The sequence below is a fragment of the Pseudomonas sp. KH_021 genome, from assembly GCF_057838865.1.
This window is the reverse complement of the sequence record NZ_CM174477.1, coordinates 855,250-875,250: the sequence shown is the minus strand read 5'-3', so window position 1 is coordinate 875,250 and position 20,001 is coordinate 855,250. Positions and strand designations below refer to the sequence as shown.

Genomic DNA, 20,001 nt, shown 5'->3' with positions numbered 1-20,001 from the left:
TTCATGTTCATTAAAAAAGCCCGCAATATTGCGCTGTTCTGTGTCGCTGCCGCGCTGCTGGCAGCCGTCGGCTACTGGAACATCAGCCCGCAAAGCTTTCTCGACAATAAACCGGTCGTGACCGTCGACGAGAACGCCATCGACTACTACGCCCTCAATGCGCGCAGCGTGCAGTTCCTGCCCGATGGCAAGCTGCAATATGAAATGACCGCCGACAAGGTGGAGCATGTCATGGCCAGCGAGGTCACCCTGCTGACCAAACCCGACCTGCAGATGTATCGCGGTACCGCCTACCCCTGGCATGTGCAGAGCGAGCGCGGCGAGGTCAACCCCGACGGCACCGAGGTCGAGCTGATCGACTCCGTGCGCATCGCCCGCACCGACCAGAAAAACCGCGCCACGCTCATCACTTCCTCGCGCATCACGGTATTCCCGCAGAAGGAATATGCGCAAACCGAGCAAGCCGTTAGAATCGAGGGCGCTGGCGGCGTGACCACGGCCACAGGCATGAAAGCGTATTTGAACGACAGCAGGATCAACCTGCTGTCCAACGTAAGAGGACAGTATGAGGCTCGTTAAAACCCTTCCTTTCTTGCTCAGCGTGGGCGCAGCACTGGGAAGCGTGAGCGCCTGGGCTCTGCCGACCGACCGCGACCAGCCTATCCGTATTCAGGCTGATGACGCGCAGCTCGATGACAAGCAAGGCATTGCCACGTACAAAGGTGATGTCATCATCACTCAAGGTTCGATGAAGATCACCGGCAACACCGTCACTCTGACCCGCACCCCCGCTGGCGATGTCGATGTGGTGACCGCCATCGGTAGCCTGGCGTACTTCGAGCAACAGCAAAAAGCCACCGACCCGGAAAAGGTCAAGGCCTATGCTGTGACCATCCAGTATCACTCCACGCAAGACCGTATCGTGTTGATCGACCAGGCCAAGGTGATCAACCAGGGCAACACCACCGAAGGCGAGAAGATCGTCTACGACACCGCCACTCAGGTGGCAACCGCTGGCCGCGCTGGAGGCGGTGTGAAAACACCACGCCCACGCATCGACATGGTCATCCAGCCGAAAAAGAAAACCGACGAGCAAAAGGCCCCGTAATGGCGACTCTGAAAGCCCAACACTTGGCCAAAAGCTACAAAAGCCGCCAGGTCGTGCGCGACGTCAGCCTGTCCATCGACAGCGGTCAGATCGTCGGCCTGCTGGGCCCCAATGGCGCTGGCAAGACCACCTGTTTCTACATGATCGTAGGGCTGGTGCAGGCTGACCAGGGCCGCGTGCTGATTGATGACATCGACGTCAGCCACCAACCCATGCACGGTCGCGCCCGTGCCGGTATCGGCTACCTGCCGCAGGAAGCCTCGATCTTTCGCAAGCTGTCGGTGGCCGACAACATCATGGCCATCCTGGAAACCCGCAAGGAGCTGGACAAGGCCGGCCGGGTCAAGGAGCTGGAAAGCCTGCTGCAGGAGTTCCACATCAGCCATATCCGCGACAACCTGGGGATGAGCCTGTCGGGTGGCGAGCGGCGCCGGGTCGAAATCGCCCGCGCACTGGCAACCGCGCCCAAGTTCATCCTGCTCGACGAACCTTTTGCCGGTGTCGACCCGATCTCCGTAGGTGATATCAAGCAGATCATCCATCACTTGAAAGCCAAGGGCATCGGCGTTCTGATCACCGACCACAATGTTCGTGAAACCCTGGATATTTGCGAAACCGCTTACATCGTCAATGATGGCCAACTGATCGCCGAGGGCGACTCGGACGCCATCCTGGCCAACGAACTGGTGAAAGAGGTTTACCTCGGCCACGAGTTCCGCCTGTAATTTCGAGGTGTTTGGCGAGTTGCCTGGAGCGCTTGACTGTCACTAAATTGTTACGGTGCTCTAGGCAAACACTTCAGATTCAGGCATATAACTTGCTTATGTTTGGCGCTCCGGCGCCCTGTAGTGGATGGCGCATGTGCGCCGGCAAATAAGGTGTAAAGCCCCTGCCATGAAACCATCGCTCGTCCTAAGAATGGGCCAGCAACTGACGATGACACCTCAGTTGCAACAGGCCATCCGTTTGCTCCAGCTGTCGACCCTGGACCTCCAACAGGAAATCCAGGAAGCACTGGAATCGAACCCGATGCTCGAACGCCAGGAAGAAGGCGACGACTTCGACAACAGTGACCCACTGGCCGATAACATCGAACAGAAAACCCCGTCGGACCTCCAGGAGCCCAGCTACCAGGAAAACGCACCGACCGTGGAGAACCTTGAAGAAGGCGAGTGGAACGAACGCATCCCCAACGAATTGCCGGTCGATACGGCCTGGGAAGACATCTACCAGACCAGCGCCAGCAGCCTGCCCAGCAACGACGATGACGAGTGGGACTTCACCACCCGCACGTCCGCCGGCGAAAGCCTGCAGAGCCACCTGCTCTGGCAGTTGAACCTGGCGCCGATGTCCGACACCGACCGCCTGATTGCCGTCACCTTGATCGACTGCATCAACAGCCAGGGCTACCTGGACGAAACCCTCGAGGAAATCTGCGAGTCGTTCGACCCGGAGCTGGACATCGAACTGGACGAGATCGAAGCCGTCCTGCACCGCGTGCAACAATTCGAGCCCGCCGGCATCGCCGCCCGCAACCTGGGCGAGTGCCTGTTGTTGCAACTGCGCCAACTGCCGCCCAAGACGCCTTGGCTAACGGAAGCCAAGCGTCTGGTTACCGATTTCATCGACGTGCTCGGCAGCCGTGACTACAGCCAGCTGATGCGCCGCATGAAAATCAAGGAAGACGAACTGCGCCAGGTGATCGAGCTGGTGCAGAGCCTCAACCCGCGCCCCGGTTCACAGATCGAGTCGTCCGAACCCGAGTACGTGGTGCCAGACGTGATCGTGCGCAAGGACAGCGAGCGCTGGCTGGTGGAGCTGAACCAGGAATCAGTGCCGCGTTTGCGCGTCAATCCGCAATACGCAGGCTTCGTTCGTCGCGCCGACACCAGCGCCGACAACACCTTCATGCGCAATCAACTGCAGGAAGCCCGCTGGTTCATCAAGAGCCTGCAAAGCCGCAACGAAACGCTGATGAAAGTTGCCACCCAGATCGTCGAGCACCAGCGCGGCTTCCTGGACCACGGCGACGAAGCCATGAAGCCTTTGGTGCTGCACGATATCGCCGAGGCAGTAGGCATGCATGAGTCAACTATTTCGCGGGTTACCACCCAGAAATACATGCATACCCCGCGCGGTATCTACGAGCTGAAGTATTTTTTCTCAAGCCACGTCAGCACCTCTGAAGGCGGTGAATGCTCGTCTACAGCCATCCGCGCGATCATCAAAAAACTGGTTGCCGCGGAAAATCAGAAAAAGCCATTGAGTGACAGCAAGATCGCTGGTTTACTGGAGGCACAGGGCATCCAGGTAGCCCGTCGCACCGTCGCCAAGTACCGCGAGTCCCTCGGCATTGCACCGTCGAGCGAACGCAAGCGATTGATGTAACGGCCTTGAGATGAGCCACAGCGTTTCAGTGGCAAGCCCGTGGGCTTGCCTCTTTATGCACTGGCAACATAGGAGAAGCTGTATGCAAGTCAACATCAGTGGACAACATGTAGAAGTCACCGAGCCATTGCGCACCTACATCGGGGAAAAACTCGATCGACTGGAGCGTCACTTCGACAAGATTACCAATGTGCAGATCATCCTCAAGGTCGAAAAGTTGCAGCAGAAGATCGAGGCTACCCTGCAGATTCCCGGCAATGAGGTTGTTGCCAATGCCGAGCATGAAGACATGTATGCCGCTATTGACTCCCTTACCGACAAGCTCGATCGCCAACTGAAAAAACACAAGGAAAAACAGCAGAGCCTCCTGAATGGCCAGGCTGCTCGCTGACACCCCCCTCACATGATCCGACTTGAAACTATCCTGACCGCCGGCCGTTCTCTTGTGAACGTGCCGGGCGGCAGTAAAAAGCGTGTACTCGAACAAATTGCAAATCTGATCCACCGGGAAGTACCCCAGCTGGATATGCAACTTGTGTTCGAAAGCCTGATTGCCCGTGAAAAACTGGGCTCTACCGGTTTCGGCAATGGCATTGCCATTCCTCACTGCCGGCTAAAGGGGTGCGACGGCCCCATCAGCGCCCTGCTTCACCTTGATGCACCCATAGATTTCGACGCCATCGACGGCGCACCGGTAGACCTGCTGTTCGTTCTGCTGGTCCCGGAGGCTGCCACCGATGCTCACCTGGAGCTGCTGCGCCAGATAGCCAGCATGCTTGATCGCAAGGACGTTCGTGATCGCCTGCGTACCGCGAGCAGCAACGAAGCCCTGTATCAAGTCGTCCTGGATGAACAGAGCGGTCACTAATCATGCGTTTGATCATCGTCAGCGGCCGATCCGGCTCAGGTAAAAGTACTGCACTCGATGTACTGGAGGATAACGGCTTCTACTGCATCGACAACTTGCCGGCAGGCCTGCTGCCGCAATTGGCCGAGAATGCGCTGATCAATACCGAGTTGCTGCAACCCAAGGTTGCCGTTTCCATTGATGCGCGCAACTTGCCCAGCCACTTGACGCGCTTTCCCGAACTGCTCGATGAAGCACGTGGCCGGCACATCCATTGCGACGTGTTGTACCTGGATGCCGATGAAGAAACCCTGCTCAAGCGTTTCTCCGAGACACGTCGGCGCCATCCACTGACCAATCCCTCGCGCTCGCTGGCAGAAGCCATCCGTGTCGAGAGCGATCTGCTGGGCCCGATCGCAGACCTTGCCGACCTCAAGATCAACACCACCAACCTCAACCTCTACCAACTGCGTGACACCATCAAGTTGCGCCTGCTGGACAAACCCGAGGCGGGTACGGCGTTTTTGGTCGAATCGTTCGGCTTCAAGCGCGGCATGCCAGTCGATGCCGACTTGGTGTTTGATGTGCGCTGCTTGCCCAACCCCTACTGGAAGCCGGAACTGCGCGATCATTCAGGGCTTGAACAACCCGTGGTCGACTATCTCGCTGCCCAGCCCGATGTCGAGGAAATGTTCCAGGACATCTCCAGCTATCTGCTCAAGTGGCTGCCGCGCTTTGCCGCCAGTAACCGTGCCTACGTCACGATCGCCATTGGCTGCACAGGCGGACACCATCGCTCCGTTTATCTGACCGAGCGCCTGGGCCAAGTCCTGCAGCAATCCCTCAAGAATGTTCAGGTTCGCCACCGCGACCTCAGCTGAAAGGACCCTCCCCGCGATGCCCGCTCTTGAAATCACCATTATCAACAAGCTTGGCTTGCACGCTCGCGCGGCAGCCAAGTTCGTCGGCGTCGCTGGCCAGCACCGCTGCCAGGTCCGAGTCGGGCGCACACCCGAGACCATGGTCGACGGCAAGAGCATCATGGCCGTCATGATGCTGGCTGCCGGCAAGGGCACCCATGTTCACCTGAAAACGGAAGGCGACAACGAACAGGAAGCGCTGGATGCGCTGGTGAAGTTGATCAACAACTACTTTGATGAAGGCGAGTGACAGCCCCCCCCCCGATAAACTACACCGTCTGCCTGACACACCGCGGTGCAGCCATCGCTGCGGTCCGGCGTTCCGGCAAGCCGCGCTCCTACAAGGGTCGGTGTAGGAGCCGGGTTTACCCGCGATGACGGCCTCAAGCCAACGCCGTATCCATCACCATCATCAAACAAAACCCGATGCACAAGCCAAGGCTGGCCAGGGCGGCATCACGCGTGATTACACGCCGCCCGCAGTGAGTTTTTCCGGGGCCAGCAGCACTTCAAGCTGCTGACGATCCAGGTCGGTGTGCTCCAGCGCCACATCGATGATCGGGCGCCCTTCCTTGTAGGCAGTCTTGGCTATTTCGGCAGCCTTCTGGTAGCCGATGATCGGGTTCAGGGCCGTCACCAGAATCGGGTTGCGCGCCAACGCTTCCTTGAGCTTGGCTTCGTTGACCTTGAAGGTGGCGATCGCCTTGTCGGCCAACAGCTGACCACCTAGGTAATGGTATTAATTACTAAATAATAAATAGAATCATTACAACATCTGTGTGCGACGGACAGCAAAAAGCCCGACACGGTGGTCGGGCTTTAAGGGAGGTGCGCTGGCTTTTGTGGGAGCTGGCTCTGCCAGCGAATAGGCCCACCACAGAAATACCCTGCAAAGCCACATCACACAGCGGATAAGCCCCCACCCGGCTCCACCCATCCAAGCCCTCAATGGGGCTTTGAGGGTCTCATTCGCTGGCAGAGCCAACTCCCACAAGGTCAAGGCTTTTGATTGAATGTGGGAGTAGGCTTGCCGGTATCCCGGACCACCGCGAAGCGTTTTAGCTACCGGCCACGGTCATTTTTTCGATCAGGATCGACCCAGTGTGAATATTGCTGCGGGTTTCAAGATCACTGCCAATCGCGACTATTTGCTTGAACATGTCTTTCATATTCCCGGCAATCGTCACTTCCTGGACTGCAAACTGAATCTCGCCGTTTTCGACCCAGAAACCCGACGCGCCACGCGAATAATCGCCAGTGACCATGTTCAGCCCCTGCCCCATCAGTTCGGTGACCAGCAGCCCACGGCCCATACGGCGCAACAGCGCTACCTGGTCTTCATCCCCGTGAGTCACGAACAGGTTATGCACGCCACCGGAGTTGGCGGTACTGGGCAGGCCCAGCTTGCGACCTGAGTAAGTCCCCAGCACATAGGAGACCAAGTGGCCATTTTCGACGAACGGTTTGGCGTAGGTCGCCAGCCCGTCTCCGTCGAAGGATGCGCTGCCCAAGGCACGCGGCAGGTGAGGACGCTCGTCCAGGGTCAGCCACTCGGGGAACAGGCGCTGACCCATGGTACCTTCCAGGAAGGAAGACTTGCGGTACAGGTTGCCGCCGGAAATGGCCGACAAGAAGCTGCCGAACAAGCCGCCCGCCAGTTCTGCCGAAAACAGCACCGGCACTTCACAGGTCGGCACCGGCCGTGCACCCAGGCGGGCAGCCGCACGCTCTGCGGCACGCTTCCCGATGATCTCGGGAGCAGCCAGCAACTTGCCCTCGCGGTTAACGTCGTACCAGTAGTCGCGCTGCATCTGGCCATCGCCTTCGGCAATCATCACGCAGCTGAGGCTGTGGCGAGTCGAGGCATAACCACCGATAAAGCCGTGGCTGTTGCCGTACACACGGCAGCCTTGGTGGGTATTGAGCGTGGTGCCATCGGCGTTCTTGATGCGCGAATCGGCGTCAAAAGCCGCCGCCTCGCAGATCAAGGCTTTCTCGATGGCTTGCTCGGGGGTGATGTCCCAGGCGTGATATAGATCGAAATCGTGCAGATCGCGAGCCATCAACGCTTTGTCGGCGAGGCCCGAGCATTCGTCCTCGGAGGTGTGCTTGGCGATTGCCAGGGCAGCCGCCACGGTTTCACGAATGGCCTCAGGGCCGCTGGCCGAGGTGCTGGCCGAGCCTTTGCGCTGCCCAACATAAAGGGTGATGCCGAAACCCTGGTCGCGGTTGAACTCAACGGTTTCGACTTCGCGCTGGCGTACGCTGGTGGACAGGCCCTGTTCCAGCGACACTGCCACTTCGCAGGCGCTGGCGCCCTGGCGGCGAGCTTCTTCGATGATCTGCTCGACCTGCTCCTGCAAAGCCGGCAAGGCCTGCGGACCGACGCTTTGGACTGCGTTCATAGTTTTCTCCACTCAAATTCTGCTTTCGGCGCGGGTCAAGCTACGACCGGGCCGGACAAGCGGCCCCCGACTGGTTATCATGGCGGCGTTTATTAGCGGACTGCCCCCATGGTTGATTACGACGACGCCTTCGACGACGGCGAAAAAAGCAAATCTCAGGTCAAGCGCGAGCTGCATGCGCTGGTTGATCTTGGTGAGCGCTTGACCACACTCAAGCCCGACACCCTGGCTCGCCTGCCCCTGACCGATCCACTGCGCAAGGCGCTGGCCGATGCGCCCAAGCACACCGCGCATATCGCCCGTAAACGGCATTTGTCGTTTATTGGCAAGCTGATGCGTGATCAGGAGATCGACGCGATTTTGGTGCTGCTCGACCAACTCGATGCCTCCACCCGGCAATACAACGAACGTTTCCACAACCTCGAACGCTGGCGCGATCGCCTGATCGCTGGCACCGACGAGGACCTGGAGCGTTTCGTTGGCGAGTTCCCCGAGGCCGATCGCCAGCAACTGCGCTCCCTGATTCGTCAGGCCCAGCACGAACAGGCGCAGAACAAACCGCCTGCCGCCAGCCGCAAGATCTTCAAGTACATCCGCGAGCTGGACGAAACCCAGCGCGGCTTGCGCTGACCGTCAACGCGGGCAGCCGATAACGCTGCCCGCGCCTTTTTTCATGCGCCGGTGCCACCCACCGTGATCGCATCGATCTTCAATGTCGGCTGGCCCACGCCGACCGGCACCGATTGCCCGTCCTTGCCACACGTGCCCACGCCGCTGTCCAGCGACAGGTCGTTGCCGACCATCGATACCTTGCTCATCGCCTCCGGCCCATTGCCGATCAAGGTCGCGCCCTTGACGGGCGTGGTGATCTTGCCGTCTTCGATCAAGTAAGCCTCACTGGTGGAGAACACAAACTTGCCGCTGGTGATGTCCACTTGGCCACCACCCAGGTTGGCGCAATAGATGCCCTTTTTCACCGAGGCGATGATCTCGGCAGGGTCGCTCTGGCCGCCGAGCATGTAGGTGTTGGTCATGCGCGGCATCGGCAGGTGCGCGTAGGACTCGCGACGACCGTTGCCCGTGCAGGCCACACCCATCAGGCGCGCATTGAGCTTGTCTTGCATATAGCCCTTGAGCACGCCGTTCTCGATCAGGGTGGTGCACTGGGTCGGGGTGCCTTCGTCGTCGACGCTCAGCGAGCCACGACGACCCGCCAGGGTGCCATCATCGACGATGGTGCACAGGCTGGAAGCAACCATTTCGCCCATGCGGCCGCTGTAGGCAGAACTGCCCTTGCGGTTGAAGTCGCCTTCCAGGCCATGACCGACCGCTTCGTGAAGCAGCACACCCGACCAGCCAGAACCCAGCACCACGGGCAAGGTACCGGCCGGCGCCGGAATGGCTTCAAGGTTGACCAGCGCTTGGCGCAGGGCTTCGCGGGCATAGCCCATGGCTCGATCGTCACTGAGGAAATAACGGTAATCGGTACGACCGCCACCACCGTGTCCACCCCGCTCGCGACGACCGTTCTGTTCGACAATCACGCTGACGTTGAAACGCACCAGCGGGCGAACATCGGCGGCCAGGCTCCCATCGGCTGCGGCGATCAGGATGCGCTCCCAAACCCCGGCCATGCTGACGGTTACTTGCTGGATGCGTGGGTCTAGCGCACGGGTTGCAGCGTCGACACGCTTGAGCAGGTCGACCTTCTCTGCACGGCTGAGCACTTCCAGTGGGTTGTCTTCACCGTACAGGCGAGGAATGTCTTGAGGGGCAAATACCTGGACGGTGCCGTTCTGGCCGGCGCGAGAGATGGAGCGCGCCGCGTGGGAAGCTTGCAGCAAGGCATCCTGGGTGATGGTGTTGCTGTAGGCGAAGCCGGTTTTTTCACCCGACTGAGCGCGCACGCCCACCCCTTGGTCAAGGTTGAAGCTGCCTTCCTTGACGATGCCATCTTCCAGGGCCCATGACTCGGAAATCTGGCCTTGGAAATACAGGTCGGCGGCATCGATGCCGGGGCCTGCCAATTCGCTCAACACCGACTGCAGGCTCTCGATGGTCAAGCCTCCCGGCGCAAGCAGGTGGTCACTGACAGTGGATAACAACTCGCTCATAGTCACTCCGAGGTGTGCGCAGGCCGCAATGCGTCCTGCGAGAAAAATCGCCGGTGACTGGACACCGGCATCCGCGCCCGGATGGACGCTTGTTCACTGCTGTCACGTTCGGCCAGCAGTACGGCTTCGCCTTGATCCTGTTCGACCAGAATGCGCCCCCAGGGGTCGACAATGGCCGCATGCCCGTAGGTTTCCCGGGGCCCTGGATGAACACCGCCCTGGGCCGCGGCCAGGACATAGCATTGGGTTTCGATGGCACGTGCGCGTATCAGCACCTGCCAGTGGGCCGCACCGGTCACGGCGGTAAACGCCGAAGGTGCGGTAATGATCTCGGCACCGGCTTCGCGCAGCGCTGTGTAGAGCTCTGGAAAGCGCAGGTCATAACACACGCTCAGGCCAACCCGCCCAACGGGTGTATCGGCCACGACAACGTTTTGACCATGGGCGTAGTCATCTGACTCACGATAGCGGCCCCGGCTGTCGGCTACATCCACATCAAACAGGTGCAATTTGTCATAGCGGGCCACCGTTTCACCGTGCTCGTCCACCAGCAGCGAGCAGGCATGGGACTTGCCGTGAGGTTGATCCACAGGCGGCAGGGGCAAGGTCCCGGCCACTATCCATAACTTGAGGTCGCGGGCGGCCTGTTTCAACCACGGCAGGATCGGGCCCAGGCCCTGGGCTTCGGCCTGGCCAATGGCGGCCGCATCAGGGCGGCCCATGGCTGCAAAATTTTCCGGTAGAACCGCAAGCTTCGCACCACCCTCGGCGGCCCGTTCAAGCAATGCCCTGGCCTGGGCCAGGTTGGCCAGCACATCACTCTGGCTGACCATTTGAATCACCGCTAACGACATGCTCGACTCCGGGCCTAGCGGGCCTTTTCGAAAGGTTTGATAAAAGTAATCTTAGGCGCTTTCCACGGACCTTCGACTCGATACTGCACGCTGGCGAAGCGGGCTACCTGATCACCCAGCAGCTTATCGACCAGAAACAGTGCACCTCCAATAGCCGGGGCGCCCACGATCAAGGCTGCCAGCGGTAGATTATTGGTGACCGGCAAGGCCACCATCAGCTTGGCATCGACGCGGTCAGCAACCATGTCCAAGGTGCCATCGAGTTCAAGGTTGCTGGAAGGACCGGTCATGGTGATGGGCTCGCGGGTCACGTACACACCCTTGCTGGCTTGCAACAGGCCCTTGACCCGATCATAGGCCAGCCCCTTGCCGAACAGGTCGGAGAAATCCAGGCGCAGGCGGCGGCCGATGGAATTGAAGTTGAGCAAGCCAAAGACGCGCAAGGCCTGGGCGCTGCCTTCGACTTCAACGAATTGACCATTGCGCAAGGTCGCATCGAGGCTGCCGGAAAAGCGCTTGACGCCGACCCAGGCCGGCGAGCCCGGCCAACGGCCATCGGCGTCCAGATGGAAGTCCTCGCTGGTCACCGTGGGGGCAAACTTCCAGGCCTTCAGCACGTCGGCAAGGTTCTTGCCCTCCAGGCGACCCTTGAACCAGCTGCTACTCGCACCCGGAGCCCCTTCCCAACCGCCGCTGCCGTTGAGCGTCATGCCCTTCAAACCAAGACTCATGTTGTTGAAGGCAACACCCGTCGCTGTCGGGCGCAGCTTGATCGACCAGGCGCCCAACAAATCATCACCCTGATAGAGTTTGGCGACATGTACATCCATAGAGGGGATCTTGCGCGGATCGCTGGACGCCAATGGATCGGGTGGATTGTCATCGATGACGGTGGCGGGATCAGGCGCTGGCAGGCGCACGGAACTCAATTTGATCGCAATCGGTGCACCCTTGGCATCGGGCGCGTGCAGGTTGCCAGTGACCTGCTTGCTGTCGAGCCGCAAGGCCCAACTGTCCGGATTGCGGCGCAACGCCAGTACCACCTGGTCCAGGTCGACACCACCACCGATCACACGGCCGATGGAGATGTCGGCGCTGCGCAGCAACTGCTTGGCACTGCCTTCGGCGTCGACGCCGGCATAGCGTTCGGTCTGGGCCCGCCAAGGTGCCAGGTCCAGCTCTTTGAGCACACCACGAACACGCACGCCCTTGGTGCCAGGCAACTGCGCATCGGCACCGCCCAGCACCAGCTCACCTCGCCCCTCTGAAGGGCTGGCCGATGGCGCCGCATAGGCCAGGTTGGCCACATCGGCGTAGTCGACGTTGTAGCGTCGCTCGTCGCCCTGCAGGGTCATGCTGAACACAGTGTTCCGACTTTCGTCAGCCGGCTTGCCAAGCGGCGCTGGCAGATCGATCGCCACGCCCTTGAGGTTGGAATTGATGCTCAGCAGATTGTCGTTTCCGCCCAGGGTCAATTGCAGCTGGTAGGGAATCTGGCCGCTCACCGGCAATTTTTGCTGCACCTTCAGCCAGTCGGTGAGTTTTCCGACTTCCACCAGCCCCTTGGCCATGACTCGGGTGCGCAAGGCATCGGGTTTGCCTTCAGCGAAAATTTGCGCGGTGATGGGTTTGCCGAAAGCCTGGGCGCCGATGTTCTGGGCACTCAAACCCTTATCGAAGTCAAAGCGGAAATCTCCCTTGAGCTGGGTCAGTTCCAGTTCTGGCTCGCGGATTTTCAGGCGGGCATTGCGGGTATTGAAATCGACCACCACCTTGGGGTGTTCACCCTTGTGCAGTGGGATATCGAGGTTCAGCTTGCCCTTTAATGGACCTTGCGCTTCCCAGCCCGCGAAGGTCGGCCCGGTGCCGATAGGGGCATCCTGCAGGATCTTGATGCCATCGCCTAGCCCGCCGTCGAACTCGCCGTCCAGGTACAGATGCGGGTGCTGGCCGCTGGGTACATGGGGCACGCTGACGTTGACATTGCGCACCTGGGTATCGAGCAACTGGCCACTACGCGCCTTGATGCGTACGCCACCGCCCTCGATAAACACGTCGCCGTCGACCTTGCTGACAGCCGGCCAGCCGGGCTGGTAATCCAAGGTGACGTCATGGACTTTGAAGAACAGGCTAATGCTGCGTGAATGCTCTGGCGCGCCATGGGCCAGCGAGCCTTGATACTGGAAATAACCCTCATCCACCGCGCCTTTGACAATAGCGGTACGCAGCCACTGATCCACAGCCGGGCTGAGCATTTTGGGCAGGTATTTGGGGGTATAGCGGCCGTCGCCATCGACCAGGCCCACGCGCAGGTCCATGTAGTCTTCACGCGCCTCATCGAACAACAGGCGGATGAGGAAATCGCCGGCAATCTTGCCTTCTTCGCCCAGCACTTTCAGGTAGGGCGCTACCAGGGTGAAACCTTCTTGATCAAGTTTCCAGGTCAGACGGGCATTGGCTTTGAGGTAATGCCAGGGGTCGGCGAAGATCGGGTCCAGGTGCAACATGAATTTTTCGGTGTCCAGGCGCAGTTCGCCCTGCCCCAGATCGCCGCTGATACTGCCGCTGACATTTCCGGCCGCCGGCGCGCCGTGATAGGCATTGAAGCCGACGTTGTCGAGGTTGGCGGCGAAGCTCAGGCGCTTGTCGCCGGTGGCCTTGGGGCGCACATCCAGCAAGAGGTTGCGAACGCCGCCGGTCACCTTCAAGCCATCGACCACCGCAGCGACCTTTTCCGGCAAAGGCACCCAAGCGTCGATCAGCGGAGTCAGGGGGGTCAGGTCCAGACGGTCAGCCTGGATGTGCCAGTGTTCTTCGCTCGGCTCGGCGCCCGTTGTTTGGCGAGCGTGCACATGCGACTCCCAGCGTTTTTCGCCCAGATTCATGGCCAGGGAATTGACCAGCACTTCCATGCCGCCCTGATTGCGCTGGAACCAGGCATTGAGTGCCAGGTTGCTGACACCGACCGGCTTGCGGTCGGCATAAGCCCCCCGAAGGGCCGGAGCATTGAGGCGGACCACCGCGCTCTGCAGCGCACCCTGCCCCCAGGTCAGCCAGAGCTCGCCGCCTGCGCGAGCCTCCTTGAGTCTCCATTCCCGCGTCAGACGTGACGGCAACCAAGCCGCCCAGTTACTTTGCGGCAGGCTCAGGTAAGCCTCGACTTCGGCTTCGCGCCACTGGCTGGCACGGAGGCGCGAGCGCAAGTTCATGGCCATCGGCTGGCCGTCCGGCAAGGTCAGGCGCACGTCCAGGCGCTGGCGCACGCTGCCGGTCTGAAGGCTCGCGCCCACGTAGGTAAAAGTTATCGGGTCGTGCTGAAAAGGTTCGACGGTGACCTGGCTGTCCAGCACCGCCAGCCGGGTCACCCCTTGCATCTGCTTGAGTAACTGTTCCGGGTCGATGGGTTTGTCATCCTGCGCCGGCAGCCCCCTGAGGGTCCAGCGACCACTTTCATCTTCCGACAGGTTCAGTTGCAGGCCGCCCAGCTCAAGGTGAGCAATACGCACACTGCGATCAACCAGGCTGGCCCAGACATCCGGCACCACGCGCACCTGATCCAGGCGCAGGCTGCTGGCGCCCTCGCCTACCTGTACATCATGCGCCAGCAGTACAGGTGCCAGACCGCTCCAGCGACCTTCGAGGCTGCCGATCTGAACGGGCAAGCCCAGCGCCTGCTCGGCTTTATCCTGAACCTGATCGCGGTATTCGGCGACCAGCGGCACCAGCTCGCGGCCAAGGCTGACATACAAGGCCACGAGCACCGACACCAGCGCACACAACCCTAGACCCCATCGGATCGCGGCAGCCAGAAAGCGAGTCAGACGCTCCATGTCAGCGGTCCCCGAAATATGCTGGAATAACTATGGCCTTGAGTCTGGTTTTCGCCAGTACCTGGCGCCGGGCCTGTACATCCTGATTCAGAGAAGCACCACGTCGTATTGTTCCTGGGAATACATGGACTCGACCTGGAAGCGAATGGTTCGCCCAATAAAGGCCTCAAGCTCGGCGACATTGCCCGACTCTTCGTCCAGCAGCCGGTCGACGACCTTTTGATTGGCCAGCACTCTATAGCCTTCCGCCTGGTAAGCCCGCGCTTCTCGCATAATTTCGCGGAAAATCTCGTAACAGATCGTCTCAGGGGTTTTCAGCTTGCCGCGCCCCTGGCAGCAGGAGCATGGCTCGCAGAGCACTTGCTCAAGGCTTTCACGGGTGCGCTTGCGGGTCATCTGCACCAGGCCAAGCTCAGTGATGCCAATGATGTTGGTCTTGGCGTGGTCATGCGCCAGTTGTTTTTCCAGGGTGCGCAGCACTTGGCGCTGGTGCTCTTCATCTTCCATGTCGATGAAGTCGATGATGATGATGCCGCCGATATTGCGCAGGCGCAGTTGCCGGGCAATGGCGGTGGCCGCTTCCAGGTTGGTCTTGAAGATGGTCTCTTCCAGATTGCGATGGCCCACGAACGCGCCGGTGTTGACGTCGATGGTGGTCATGGCCTCTGCCGGGTCCACCACCAGGTAGCCGCCAGACTTGAGCGGCACCTTGCGGTCCAGCGCACGCTGGATTTCATCTTCCACGCCGTACAGGTCGAAGATTGGCCGCTCGCCCGGGTAATGCTCCAGGCGGTCGGCGATCTCTGGCATGAGCTCGCCGACGAACTGCGTGGTTTTCTGGAACGTTTCCCGCGAGTCGATGCGGATTTTCTCGATTTTCGGATTGACCAAGTCGCGCAGCGTACGCAGGGCCAGGCCCAGGTCTTCGTAGATCTCGCTCGGGGCTCCCACGGTCTTGATCTGTGCGCCGATCTGATCCCAGAGCCTGCGCAGGTAGCGAATGTCCATCAGGATTTCGTCTGCACCGGCGCCTTCCGCCGCGGTGCGCAAAATAAACCCGCCGACTTCCTTGATGCCTTCTTGCGCGACGCAGTCGCTGACCACCTGTTTGAGCCGCTCACGCTCGGCTTCATCTTCGATCTTCAGGGAAATGCCGACGTGGCTGGTCTTGGGCATATAGACCAGATAGCGCGAGGGGATCGACAACTGAGTGGTCAGGCGTGCGCCCTTGGAGCCGATGGGGTCCTTGGTGACTTGCACCACCAGGCTTTGCCCTTCGTGTACCAGTGCGCTGATGGTTTCCACCGACGGCCCTTCACGCATGGAAATTTCCGAAGCGTGAATGAACGCCGCGCGGTCCAGGCCGATGTCGACAAAGGCCGCCTGCATGCCAGGCAGTACGCGTACGACCTTGCCCTTGTAGATGTTGCCTACGATGCCCCGACGCTGGGTCCGCTCGACATGTACTTCTTGCAAAACACCGTTTTCTACCACCGCCACACGCGATTCCATTGGCGTGATGTTGATCAGGATCTCTTCACTCATGGCTGGGTCTCGTCAAGATGTACAAGCTAAATGATGAATCCTGCGCCGGCTGTCTGTGAGTCGGCTAGGGTACGCGCACTCAGCGCGCCCGCAGGCTTTGCCAGCAGGGTATGCCGAAACCGGCCAGTAGTGCTGCGGTTTCGCACAGGGGCAAGCCGACAACGGCCGAATAACTGCCGTGCAAGTGGGTCACGAAGATTGCACCCAGGCCCTGGATCGCATAGCTGCCTGCCTTGTCTTGCGGCTCGCCGCTGTTCCAATAGGCCTGCGCTTCTTGCGCCGTGATAGGGCGAAAACCGACTTGGCTGCGCACATGACGGACTTCGCAGCGTTGGCCATCGAGTACAGCTACGGCCGTCAGTACTTCGTGCTCGCGCCCGGACAAGGCCGCCAGCATGGCCAGTGCATCGGCCTCATCAACCGGCTTGCCGAGGATTTGACCATCGAGCACCACAGCGGTATCAGCGCCGAGCACGACGGTCGGTGTGTCGACTGTCGCCAGCAGGGCCAGGCCTGCTGCGGCCTTGTCACACGCCAGGCGCTCGACATAGGCTGCAGGGCTCTCGCCGAGCCTGGGGGTTTCATCGATGGTGGCGCTGAGAGTGGTGAAAGGCACGCCGATCTGGGTCAACAATTCGCGTCGACGAGGTGACCCGGAGGCCAGGTAAAGCGGGTTCATCAAGACTTCTCCCTGTCAGAGCCGACATAGTGGAACGCGGCTCGTACCTGACTCAATTGATACTCAGTCGACGACGCAGACCGCGCAGCCCGTAGCTGACCCACGGCCAGAGCAAGGCGCTGACGACAGCAGGCAATAGCAAGGCGAGGGTCGGTTGGCGATTGCCGGTCAAGGCACTGAGCCAGAGCTGAACCAGTTGGGCAAGGCCGAAGATCACCAGGATCACCAGGCTTTGCTGCCACATGGGAAACATGCGAAGGCGCTGCTGCAACGTCAATACGAGGAAGGTGATCAGCGTCAGGATCAAGGCGTTCTGGCCTAGCAATGTGCCGTACAACACGTCCTCGGCCAATCCCAACAGGAACGCTGTCGTCATGCCCACCTTGTGCGGCAGCGCCAATGACCAAAAGGCCAGCAGCAAGGCCAGCCAGAGCGGCCGCAGGATTTCCATGAATTGCGGCAAGGGCGAGATACTGAGCAGCAGGCCAATGAGGAACGTAAGCCAGACAACCCAGCCATTTTTGGCACGTGTAGTCACCATCAGTGCCTCTCCCGAGAAGTGTTCGACGCAGCGCCGTGGCTAGTGTTGGGCGCAGGTGTAGCGCCAGGCGCTATCGGCGTTACGACAGGCGCCGCGGGAGCGGTAACCGGATTACCGGTCGGCGCAGGGGAAATGGTCGGGCCAGCCGGAGCAGCTGGAGCCGCCTGTGCTCCCCCAGGCAAACCTTGCCGGTCGGCCGCTTCCTGGGCTTGGGCTGCATCGCTGGCGCGCTGTTCGGGTGACCGGCTGTCGGTGAACACCAGCAACAAATAGCGGCTGCGGTTCAATGCGGCGGTCGGTACGGCGCGAACAATGGCGAATGGCTGGCCGGAGTCATGAATGACTTCCTTGACGGTCGCCACGGGGTAGCCGGCAGGGAACCGTTGACCCAGACCGGAACTGACCAGCAGGTCGCCTTCCTTGATATCGGCGGTGTCGGCCACGTGGCGCAGCTCGAGGCGTTCCGGGTTGCCGGTGCCACTGGCGATGGCGCGCAGGCCGTTGCGGTTGACCTGCACCGGGATGCTGTGGGTGGTGTCGGTCAGCAGCAGAACCCGTGAGGTGTAGGGCATCAACTCGACCACCTGCCCCATCAGGCCGCGCGCATCGAGCACAGGCTGGCCGAGCACGACGCCGTCGCGCTCACCCTTGTTGATCAGGATGCGATGGGTGAAGGGGTTCGGGTCCATGCCGATCAACTCGGCCACTTCGACTTTCTCGTTGACCAGCGCCGAGGAATTGAGCAACTCGCGCAGCCGAACGTTTTGCTCGGTCAGGGCTGCCAATTTCTGCAGGCGTCCCTGAAGCAGCAAGGCTTCGGTCTTGAGTTTTTCGTTTTCGGCGACAAGCTCGGTGCGGCTGCCGAACTGGCTGGCCACGCCCTGCCACAAGCGCTGCGGCAGGTCAGTCACCCAGTAGGACTGCATCAATACCAGAGACATCTGGCTGCGCACGGGCTTCAACACCGTGAAGCGGGCGTCGACCACCATCAGTGCGACCGATAGCACGACCAACACCAGTACGCGAACGCCCAGTGAGGGGCCTTTGGCGAAAAGCGGTTTAATAAGCCGCTCCTCGTGGGCAAATGATCAGTAGGTCAGTCATGCGGCAGCGAACCGGTCTGAATGCGGATTGATTGACAAAAAACGACGCCCAACAGGCGCCGGCACGACGCATACAGGTAGCACCGCTGGCGCGACCTGTAAACGGCGCAACATGAAGTGCGGCCCCCGGCTTATTCGCTGGAGAGCAGGTCCATGGTGTGTTTGTCCATCATTTCCAGCGCACGGCCACCGCCACGCGCCACGCAGGTCAACGGGTCTTCGGCGACGATGACTGGCAGGCCGGTTTCCTGGGCCAGCAGTTTGTCCAGGTCACGCAGCAACGCGCCACCACCGGTCAGCACCAGGCCACGTTCGGCAATGTCCGAAGCCAGTTCTGGAGGCGATTGCTCCAGGGCACTCTTGACTGCCTGAACGATAGTGGCCAGGGATTCCTGCAGGGCCTCGAGCACTTCGTTGGAGTTCAGGGTAAAGGCACGCGGCACGCCTTCGGCCAGGTTACGGCCGCGAACGTCCACTTCGCGTATTTCGCCGCCTGGGTAGGCAGTACCGATTTCCTGCTTGATGCGTTCTGCGGTGGATTCACCGATCAGGCTGCCGTAGTTGCGGCGCACGTAAGTGATGATCGCTTCGTCGAATCGGTCGCCACCCACACGCACGGATTCGGCATAGACCACGCCGTTCAGGGAGATCAGCGCGATTTCAGTGGTACCGCCACCGATATCGACGACCATCGAACCACGCGCTTCTTCAACCGGCAGGCCGGCACCGATGGCAGCGGCCATCGGCTCTTCGATCAGGAATACTTCACGCGCACCGGCACCAAGGGCCGATTCACGGATGGCACGGCGCTCCACCTGGGTGGATTTGCACGGCACGCAGATCAGCACGCGAGGGCTGGGCTGCAGGAAGCTGTTCTCGTGAACCTTGTTGATGAAATATTGCAGCATCTTTTCGCAAACGCTGAAGTCGGCGATGACGCCGTCCTTCATCGGACGAATGGCAGCAATGTTGCCAGGCGTACGGCCCAGCATGCGCTTTGCTTCGGTACCGACAGCGACGACACTTTTCTGGTTGCCGTGGGTGCGAATGGCCACAACCGATGGCTCATTCAGGACGATACCGCGCTCACGCACGTAAATAAGGGTGTTGGCCGTTCCCAAGTCGATCGAAAGATCGCTGGAGAACATGCCACGCAGTTTCTTGAACATGGGAAAGTGACCCTAGGCAACGCGTGGGTAAAAAAGTGCGGCAAACTCTAACAATGGCAGGGATTTTGGGCAAGGCGCCAATATGTTAAATTGGCTGTTTTTCCGAGCATGCCCTCACCCGATCGCGGCCATCTGACCGTAGAATCGTTGAAGTGTTCCAATATCGACGAACGGTAAAATTCCGTTTCGTTTTCCACTGGAGAACCCCATGGCGCTTGAACGCTCCGACGTGGAAAAAATCGCTCATCTGGCCCGTCTGGGCCTTAATGAAGCCGATCTCCCACGCACTACCGATGCATTAAACCGTATTCTCGGGCTGGTCGACCTGATGCAAGCCGTCGACACCACCGGCATCGAACCCCTGGCCCACCCGCTGGAAGCCAGTCAGCGCCTGCGCGCAGACGTGGTGACCGAGCATAACCAGCGCGACGCTTATCAAGCCATCGCACCGTCCGTCGAAAACGGCCTGTACCTGGTTCCGAAAGTCATCGAGTAAGG

At 60.2% G+C, this 20,001-nt stretch carries 19 protein-coding genes and 1 pseudogene; 10 read left to right on the top strand and 10 right to left on the bottom strand.

The genetic code is table 11. The annotated features are described in order from the left end of the window. Positions 1-3: 3 nt before the first annotated feature. From lptC to AC3IX4_RS04120, 8 genes are all read left to right on the top strand, one after another. The gene (gene lptC / locus AC3IX4_RS04155) at positions 4-579 is read left to right on the top strand and encodes an LPS export ABC transporter periplasmic protein LptC (RefSeq protein ID WP_489259365.1); all 576 of its coding nucleotides are present in this window, start codon (positions 4-6) and stop codon (positions 577-579) included. After that, entirely contained in the window at positions 566-1,108 is a 543-nt protein-coding gene (lptA, locus tag AC3IX4_RS04150) for a lipopolysaccharide transport periplasmic protein LptA (RefSeq protein WP_489259364.1), read from the top strand. Before lptC ends, lptA begins: the two co-directional genes overlap by 14 nt. Next, on the top strand, positions 1,108-1,833 hold the full coding sequence (gene lptB / locus AC3IX4_RS04145) for an LPS export ABC transporter ATP-binding protein (RefSeq protein ID WP_489259363.1): 726 nt from the start codon (positions 1,108-1,110) through the stop codon (positions 1,831-1,833). Before lptA ends, lptB begins: the two co-directional genes overlap by 1 nt. Before the next feature lie 169 nt (positions 1,834-2,002). Further along, positions 2,003-3,496, top strand: a complete 1,494-nt coding sequence (locus tag AC3IX4_RS04140; protein ID WP_489259362.1) for an RNA polymerase factor sigma-54 — start codon at positions 2,003-2,005, stop codon at positions 3,494-3,496. Positions 3,497-3,578: 82 nt separating this feature from the next. Beyond that, positions 3,579-3,887 carry a ribosome hibernation-promoting factor, HPF/YfiA family gene (gene hpf, locus AC3IX4_RS04135; protein WP_489259361.1) on the top strand — a complete coding sequence of 103 codons (309 nt, stop codon included), beginning with the start codon at positions 3,579-3,581 and terminating at the stop codon, positions 3,885-3,887. A 12-nt stretch (positions 3,888-3,899) separates the two neighbouring features. Next, positions 3,900-4,364, top strand: coding sequence for a PTS IIA-like nitrogen regulatory protein PtsN (ptsN, locus tag AC3IX4_RS04130; protein WP_489259360.1), 465 nt, complete (start codon positions 3,900-3,902; stop codon positions 4,362-4,364). Positions 4,365-4,366: 2 nt separating this feature from the next. After that, a complete protein-coding gene (gene rapZ, locus AC3IX4_RS04125) occupies positions 4,367-5,224 on the top strand; it encodes an RNase adapter RapZ (protein WP_489259359.1) in 858 nt (285 codons plus the stop codon). Positions 5,225-5,240: 16 nt separating this feature from the next. Next, complete coding sequence (locus tag AC3IX4_RS04120) at positions 5,241-5,513, top strand: HPr family phosphocarrier protein (protein ID WP_489259358.1); 273 nt, start codon at positions 5,241-5,243, stop codon at positions 5,511-5,513. A gap of 216 nt (positions 5,514-5,729) precedes the next feature. Here the strand turns inward: AC3IX4_RS04120 and aspA are convergent. Further along, positions 5,730-5,984 (bottom strand): annotated as a pseudogene (gene aspA / locus AC3IX4_RS04115) (aspartate ammonia-lyase); the annotation flags it as partial. Positions 5,985-6,321: 337 nt separating this feature from the next. Beyond that, a complete protein-coding gene (pmbA, locus tag AC3IX4_RS04110; RefSeq protein WP_489259357.1) occupies positions 6,322-7,668 on the bottom strand; it encodes a metalloprotease PmbA in 1,347 nt (448 codons plus the stop codon). A gap of 108 nt (positions 7,669-7,776) precedes the next feature. Between pmbA and yjgA the strand changes: the two genes are divergently transcribed. Then, positions 7,777-8,298: a ribosome biogenesis factor YjgA gene (yjgA, locus tag AC3IX4_RS04105; RefSeq protein WP_489259356.1), complete on the top strand. Its 522-nt coding sequence runs from the start codon at positions 7,777-7,779 to the stop codon at positions 8,296-8,298. A gap of 41 nt (positions 8,299-8,339) precedes the next feature. Here yjgA and tldD read toward each other — a convergent pair whose 3' ends face one another. The 8 genes from tldD to mreB form a co-directional block, all read right to left on the bottom strand. Continuing rightward, positions 8,340-9,782, bottom strand: coding sequence for a metalloprotease TldD (tldD, locus tag AC3IX4_RS04100; protein WP_489259355.1), 1,443 nt, complete (start codon positions 9,780-9,782; stop codon positions 8,340-8,342). Positions 9,783-9,784: 2 nt separating this feature from the next. Continuing rightward, positions 9,785-10,636 carry a carbon-nitrogen hydrolase family protein gene (locus AC3IX4_RS04095; RefSeq protein WP_489259354.1) on the bottom strand — a complete coding sequence of 284 codons (852 nt, stop codon included), beginning with the start codon at positions 10,634-10,636 and terminating at the stop codon, positions 9,785-9,787. 14 nt (positions 10,637-10,650) lie between these two features. Beyond that, the gene (locus AC3IX4_RS04090; protein WP_489259353.1) at positions 10,651-14,466 is read right to left on the bottom strand and encodes a YhdP family protein; all 3,816 of its coding nucleotides are present in this window, start codon (positions 14,464-14,466) and stop codon (positions 10,651-10,653) included. A gap of 87 nt (positions 14,467-14,553) precedes the next feature. Next, positions 14,554-16,011: a ribonuclease G gene (gene rng, locus AC3IX4_RS04085; RefSeq protein WP_489259352.1), complete on the bottom strand. Its 1,458-nt coding sequence runs from the start codon at positions 16,009-16,011 to the stop codon at positions 14,554-14,556. Positions 16,012-16,090: 79 nt separating this feature from the next. Further along, positions 16,091-16,690: a Maf family protein gene (locus AC3IX4_RS04080; protein ID WP_489259351.1), complete on the bottom strand. Its 600-nt coding sequence runs from the start codon at positions 16,688-16,690 to the stop codon at positions 16,091-16,093. A 52-nt stretch (positions 16,691-16,742) separates the two neighbouring features. Then, positions 16,743-17,231 (bottom strand): rod shape-determining protein MreD, encoded by a 489-nt coding sequence (gene mreD, locus AC3IX4_RS04075; RefSeq protein WP_489259350.1) that lies wholly within the window; start codon positions 17,229-17,231, stop codon positions 16,743-16,745. Then, positions 17,231-18,265, bottom strand: a complete 1,035-nt coding sequence (gene mreC, locus AC3IX4_RS04070; protein ID WP_489261203.1) for a rod shape-determining protein MreC — start codon at positions 18,263-18,265, stop codon at positions 17,231-17,233. The genes mreD and mreC overlap by 1 nt, the downstream gene beginning before the upstream one ends. Positions 18,266-18,465: 200 nt before the next feature. Next, entirely contained in the window at positions 18,466-19,503 is a 1,038-nt protein-coding gene (gene mreB, locus AC3IX4_RS04065; RefSeq protein ID WP_015093487.1) for a rod shape-determining protein MreB, read from the bottom strand. Between the two features lie 208 nt (positions 19,504-19,711). Here mreB and gatC point away from each other — a divergent pair, with 208 nt between their 5' ends. After that, entirely contained in the window at positions 19,712-19,999 is a 288-nt protein-coding gene (gene gatC / locus AC3IX4_RS04060; protein WP_489259349.1) for an Asp-tRNA(Asn)/Glu-tRNA(Gln) amidotransferase subunit GatC, read from the top strand. Positions 20,000-20,001 lie beyond the last annotated feature (2 nt).

What these genes read in the sequence shown, in the direction of transcription:
- lptC (WP_489259365.1), top strand. Translation starts at nt 4, where the DNA reads ATGTTCATTAAAAAAGCCCGCAATATTGCGCTGTTCTGTGTCGCTGCC.
- lptA (WP_489259364.1), top strand. Translation starts at nt 566, where the DNA reads ATGAGGCTCGTTAAAACCCTTCCTTTCTTGCTCAGCGTGGGCGCAGCA.
- lptB (WP_489259363.1), top strand. Translation starts at nt 1,108, where the DNA reads ATGGCGACTCTGAAAGCCCAACACTTGGCCAAAAGCTACAAAAGCCGC.
- AC3IX4_RS04140 (WP_489259362.1), top strand. Translation starts at nt 2,003, where the DNA reads ATGAAACCATCGCTCGTCCTAAGAATGGGCCAGCAACTGACGATGACA.
- hpf (WP_489259361.1), top strand. Translation starts at nt 3,579, where the DNA reads ATGCAAGTCAACATCAGTGGACAACATGTAGAAGTCACCGAGCCATTG.
- ptsN (WP_489259360.1), top strand. Translation starts at nt 3,900, where the DNA reads ATGATCCGACTTGAAACTATCCTGACCGCCGGCCGTTCTCTTGTGAAC.
- rapZ (WP_489259359.1), top strand. Translation starts at nt 4,367, where the DNA reads ATGCGTTTGATCATCGTCAGCGGCCGATCCGGCTCAGGTAAAAGTACT.
- AC3IX4_RS04120 (WP_489259358.1), top strand. Translation starts at nt 5,241, where the DNA reads ATGCCCGCTCTTGAAATCACCATTATCAACAAGCTTGGCTTGCACGCT.
- pmbA (WP_489259357.1), bottom strand. Translation starts at nt 7,668, where the DNA reads ATGAACGCAGTCCAAAGCGTCGGTCCGCAGGCCTTGCCGGCTTTGCAG.
- yjgA (WP_489259356.1), top strand. Translation starts at nt 7,777, where the DNA reads ATGGTTGATTACGACGACGCCTTCGACGACGGCGAAAAAAGCAAATCT.
- tldD (WP_489259355.1), bottom strand. Translation starts at nt 9,782, where the DNA reads ATGAGCGAGTTGTTATCCACTGTCAGTGACCACCTGCTTGCGCCGGGA.
- AC3IX4_RS04095 (WP_489259354.1), bottom strand. Translation starts at nt 10,636, where the DNA reads ATGTCGTTAGCGGTGATTCAAATGGTCAGCCAGAGTGATGTGCTGGCC.
- AC3IX4_RS04090 (WP_489259353.1), bottom strand. Translation starts at nt 14,466, where the DNA reads ATGGAGCGTCTGACTCGCTTTCTGGCTGCCGCGATCCGATGGGGTCTA.
- rng (WP_489259352.1), bottom strand. Translation starts at nt 16,011, where the DNA reads ATGAGTGAAGAGATCCTGATCAACATCACGCCAATGGAATCGCGTGTG.
- AC3IX4_RS04080 (WP_489259351.1), bottom strand. Translation starts at nt 16,690, where the DNA reads ATGAACCCGCTTTACCTGGCCTCCGGGTCACCTCGTCGACGCGAATTG.
- mreD (WP_489259350.1), bottom strand. Translation starts at nt 17,231, where the DNA reads ATGGTGACTACACGTGCCAAAAATGGCTGGGTTGTCTGGCTTACGTTC.
- mreB (WP_015093487.1), bottom strand. Translation starts at nt 19,503, where the DNA reads ATGTTCAAGAAACTGCGTGGCATGTTCTCCAGCGATCTTTCGATCGAC.
- gatC (WP_489259349.1), top strand. Translation starts at nt 19,712, where the DNA reads ATGGCGCTTGAACGCTCCGACGTGGAAAAAATCGCTCATCTGGCCCGT.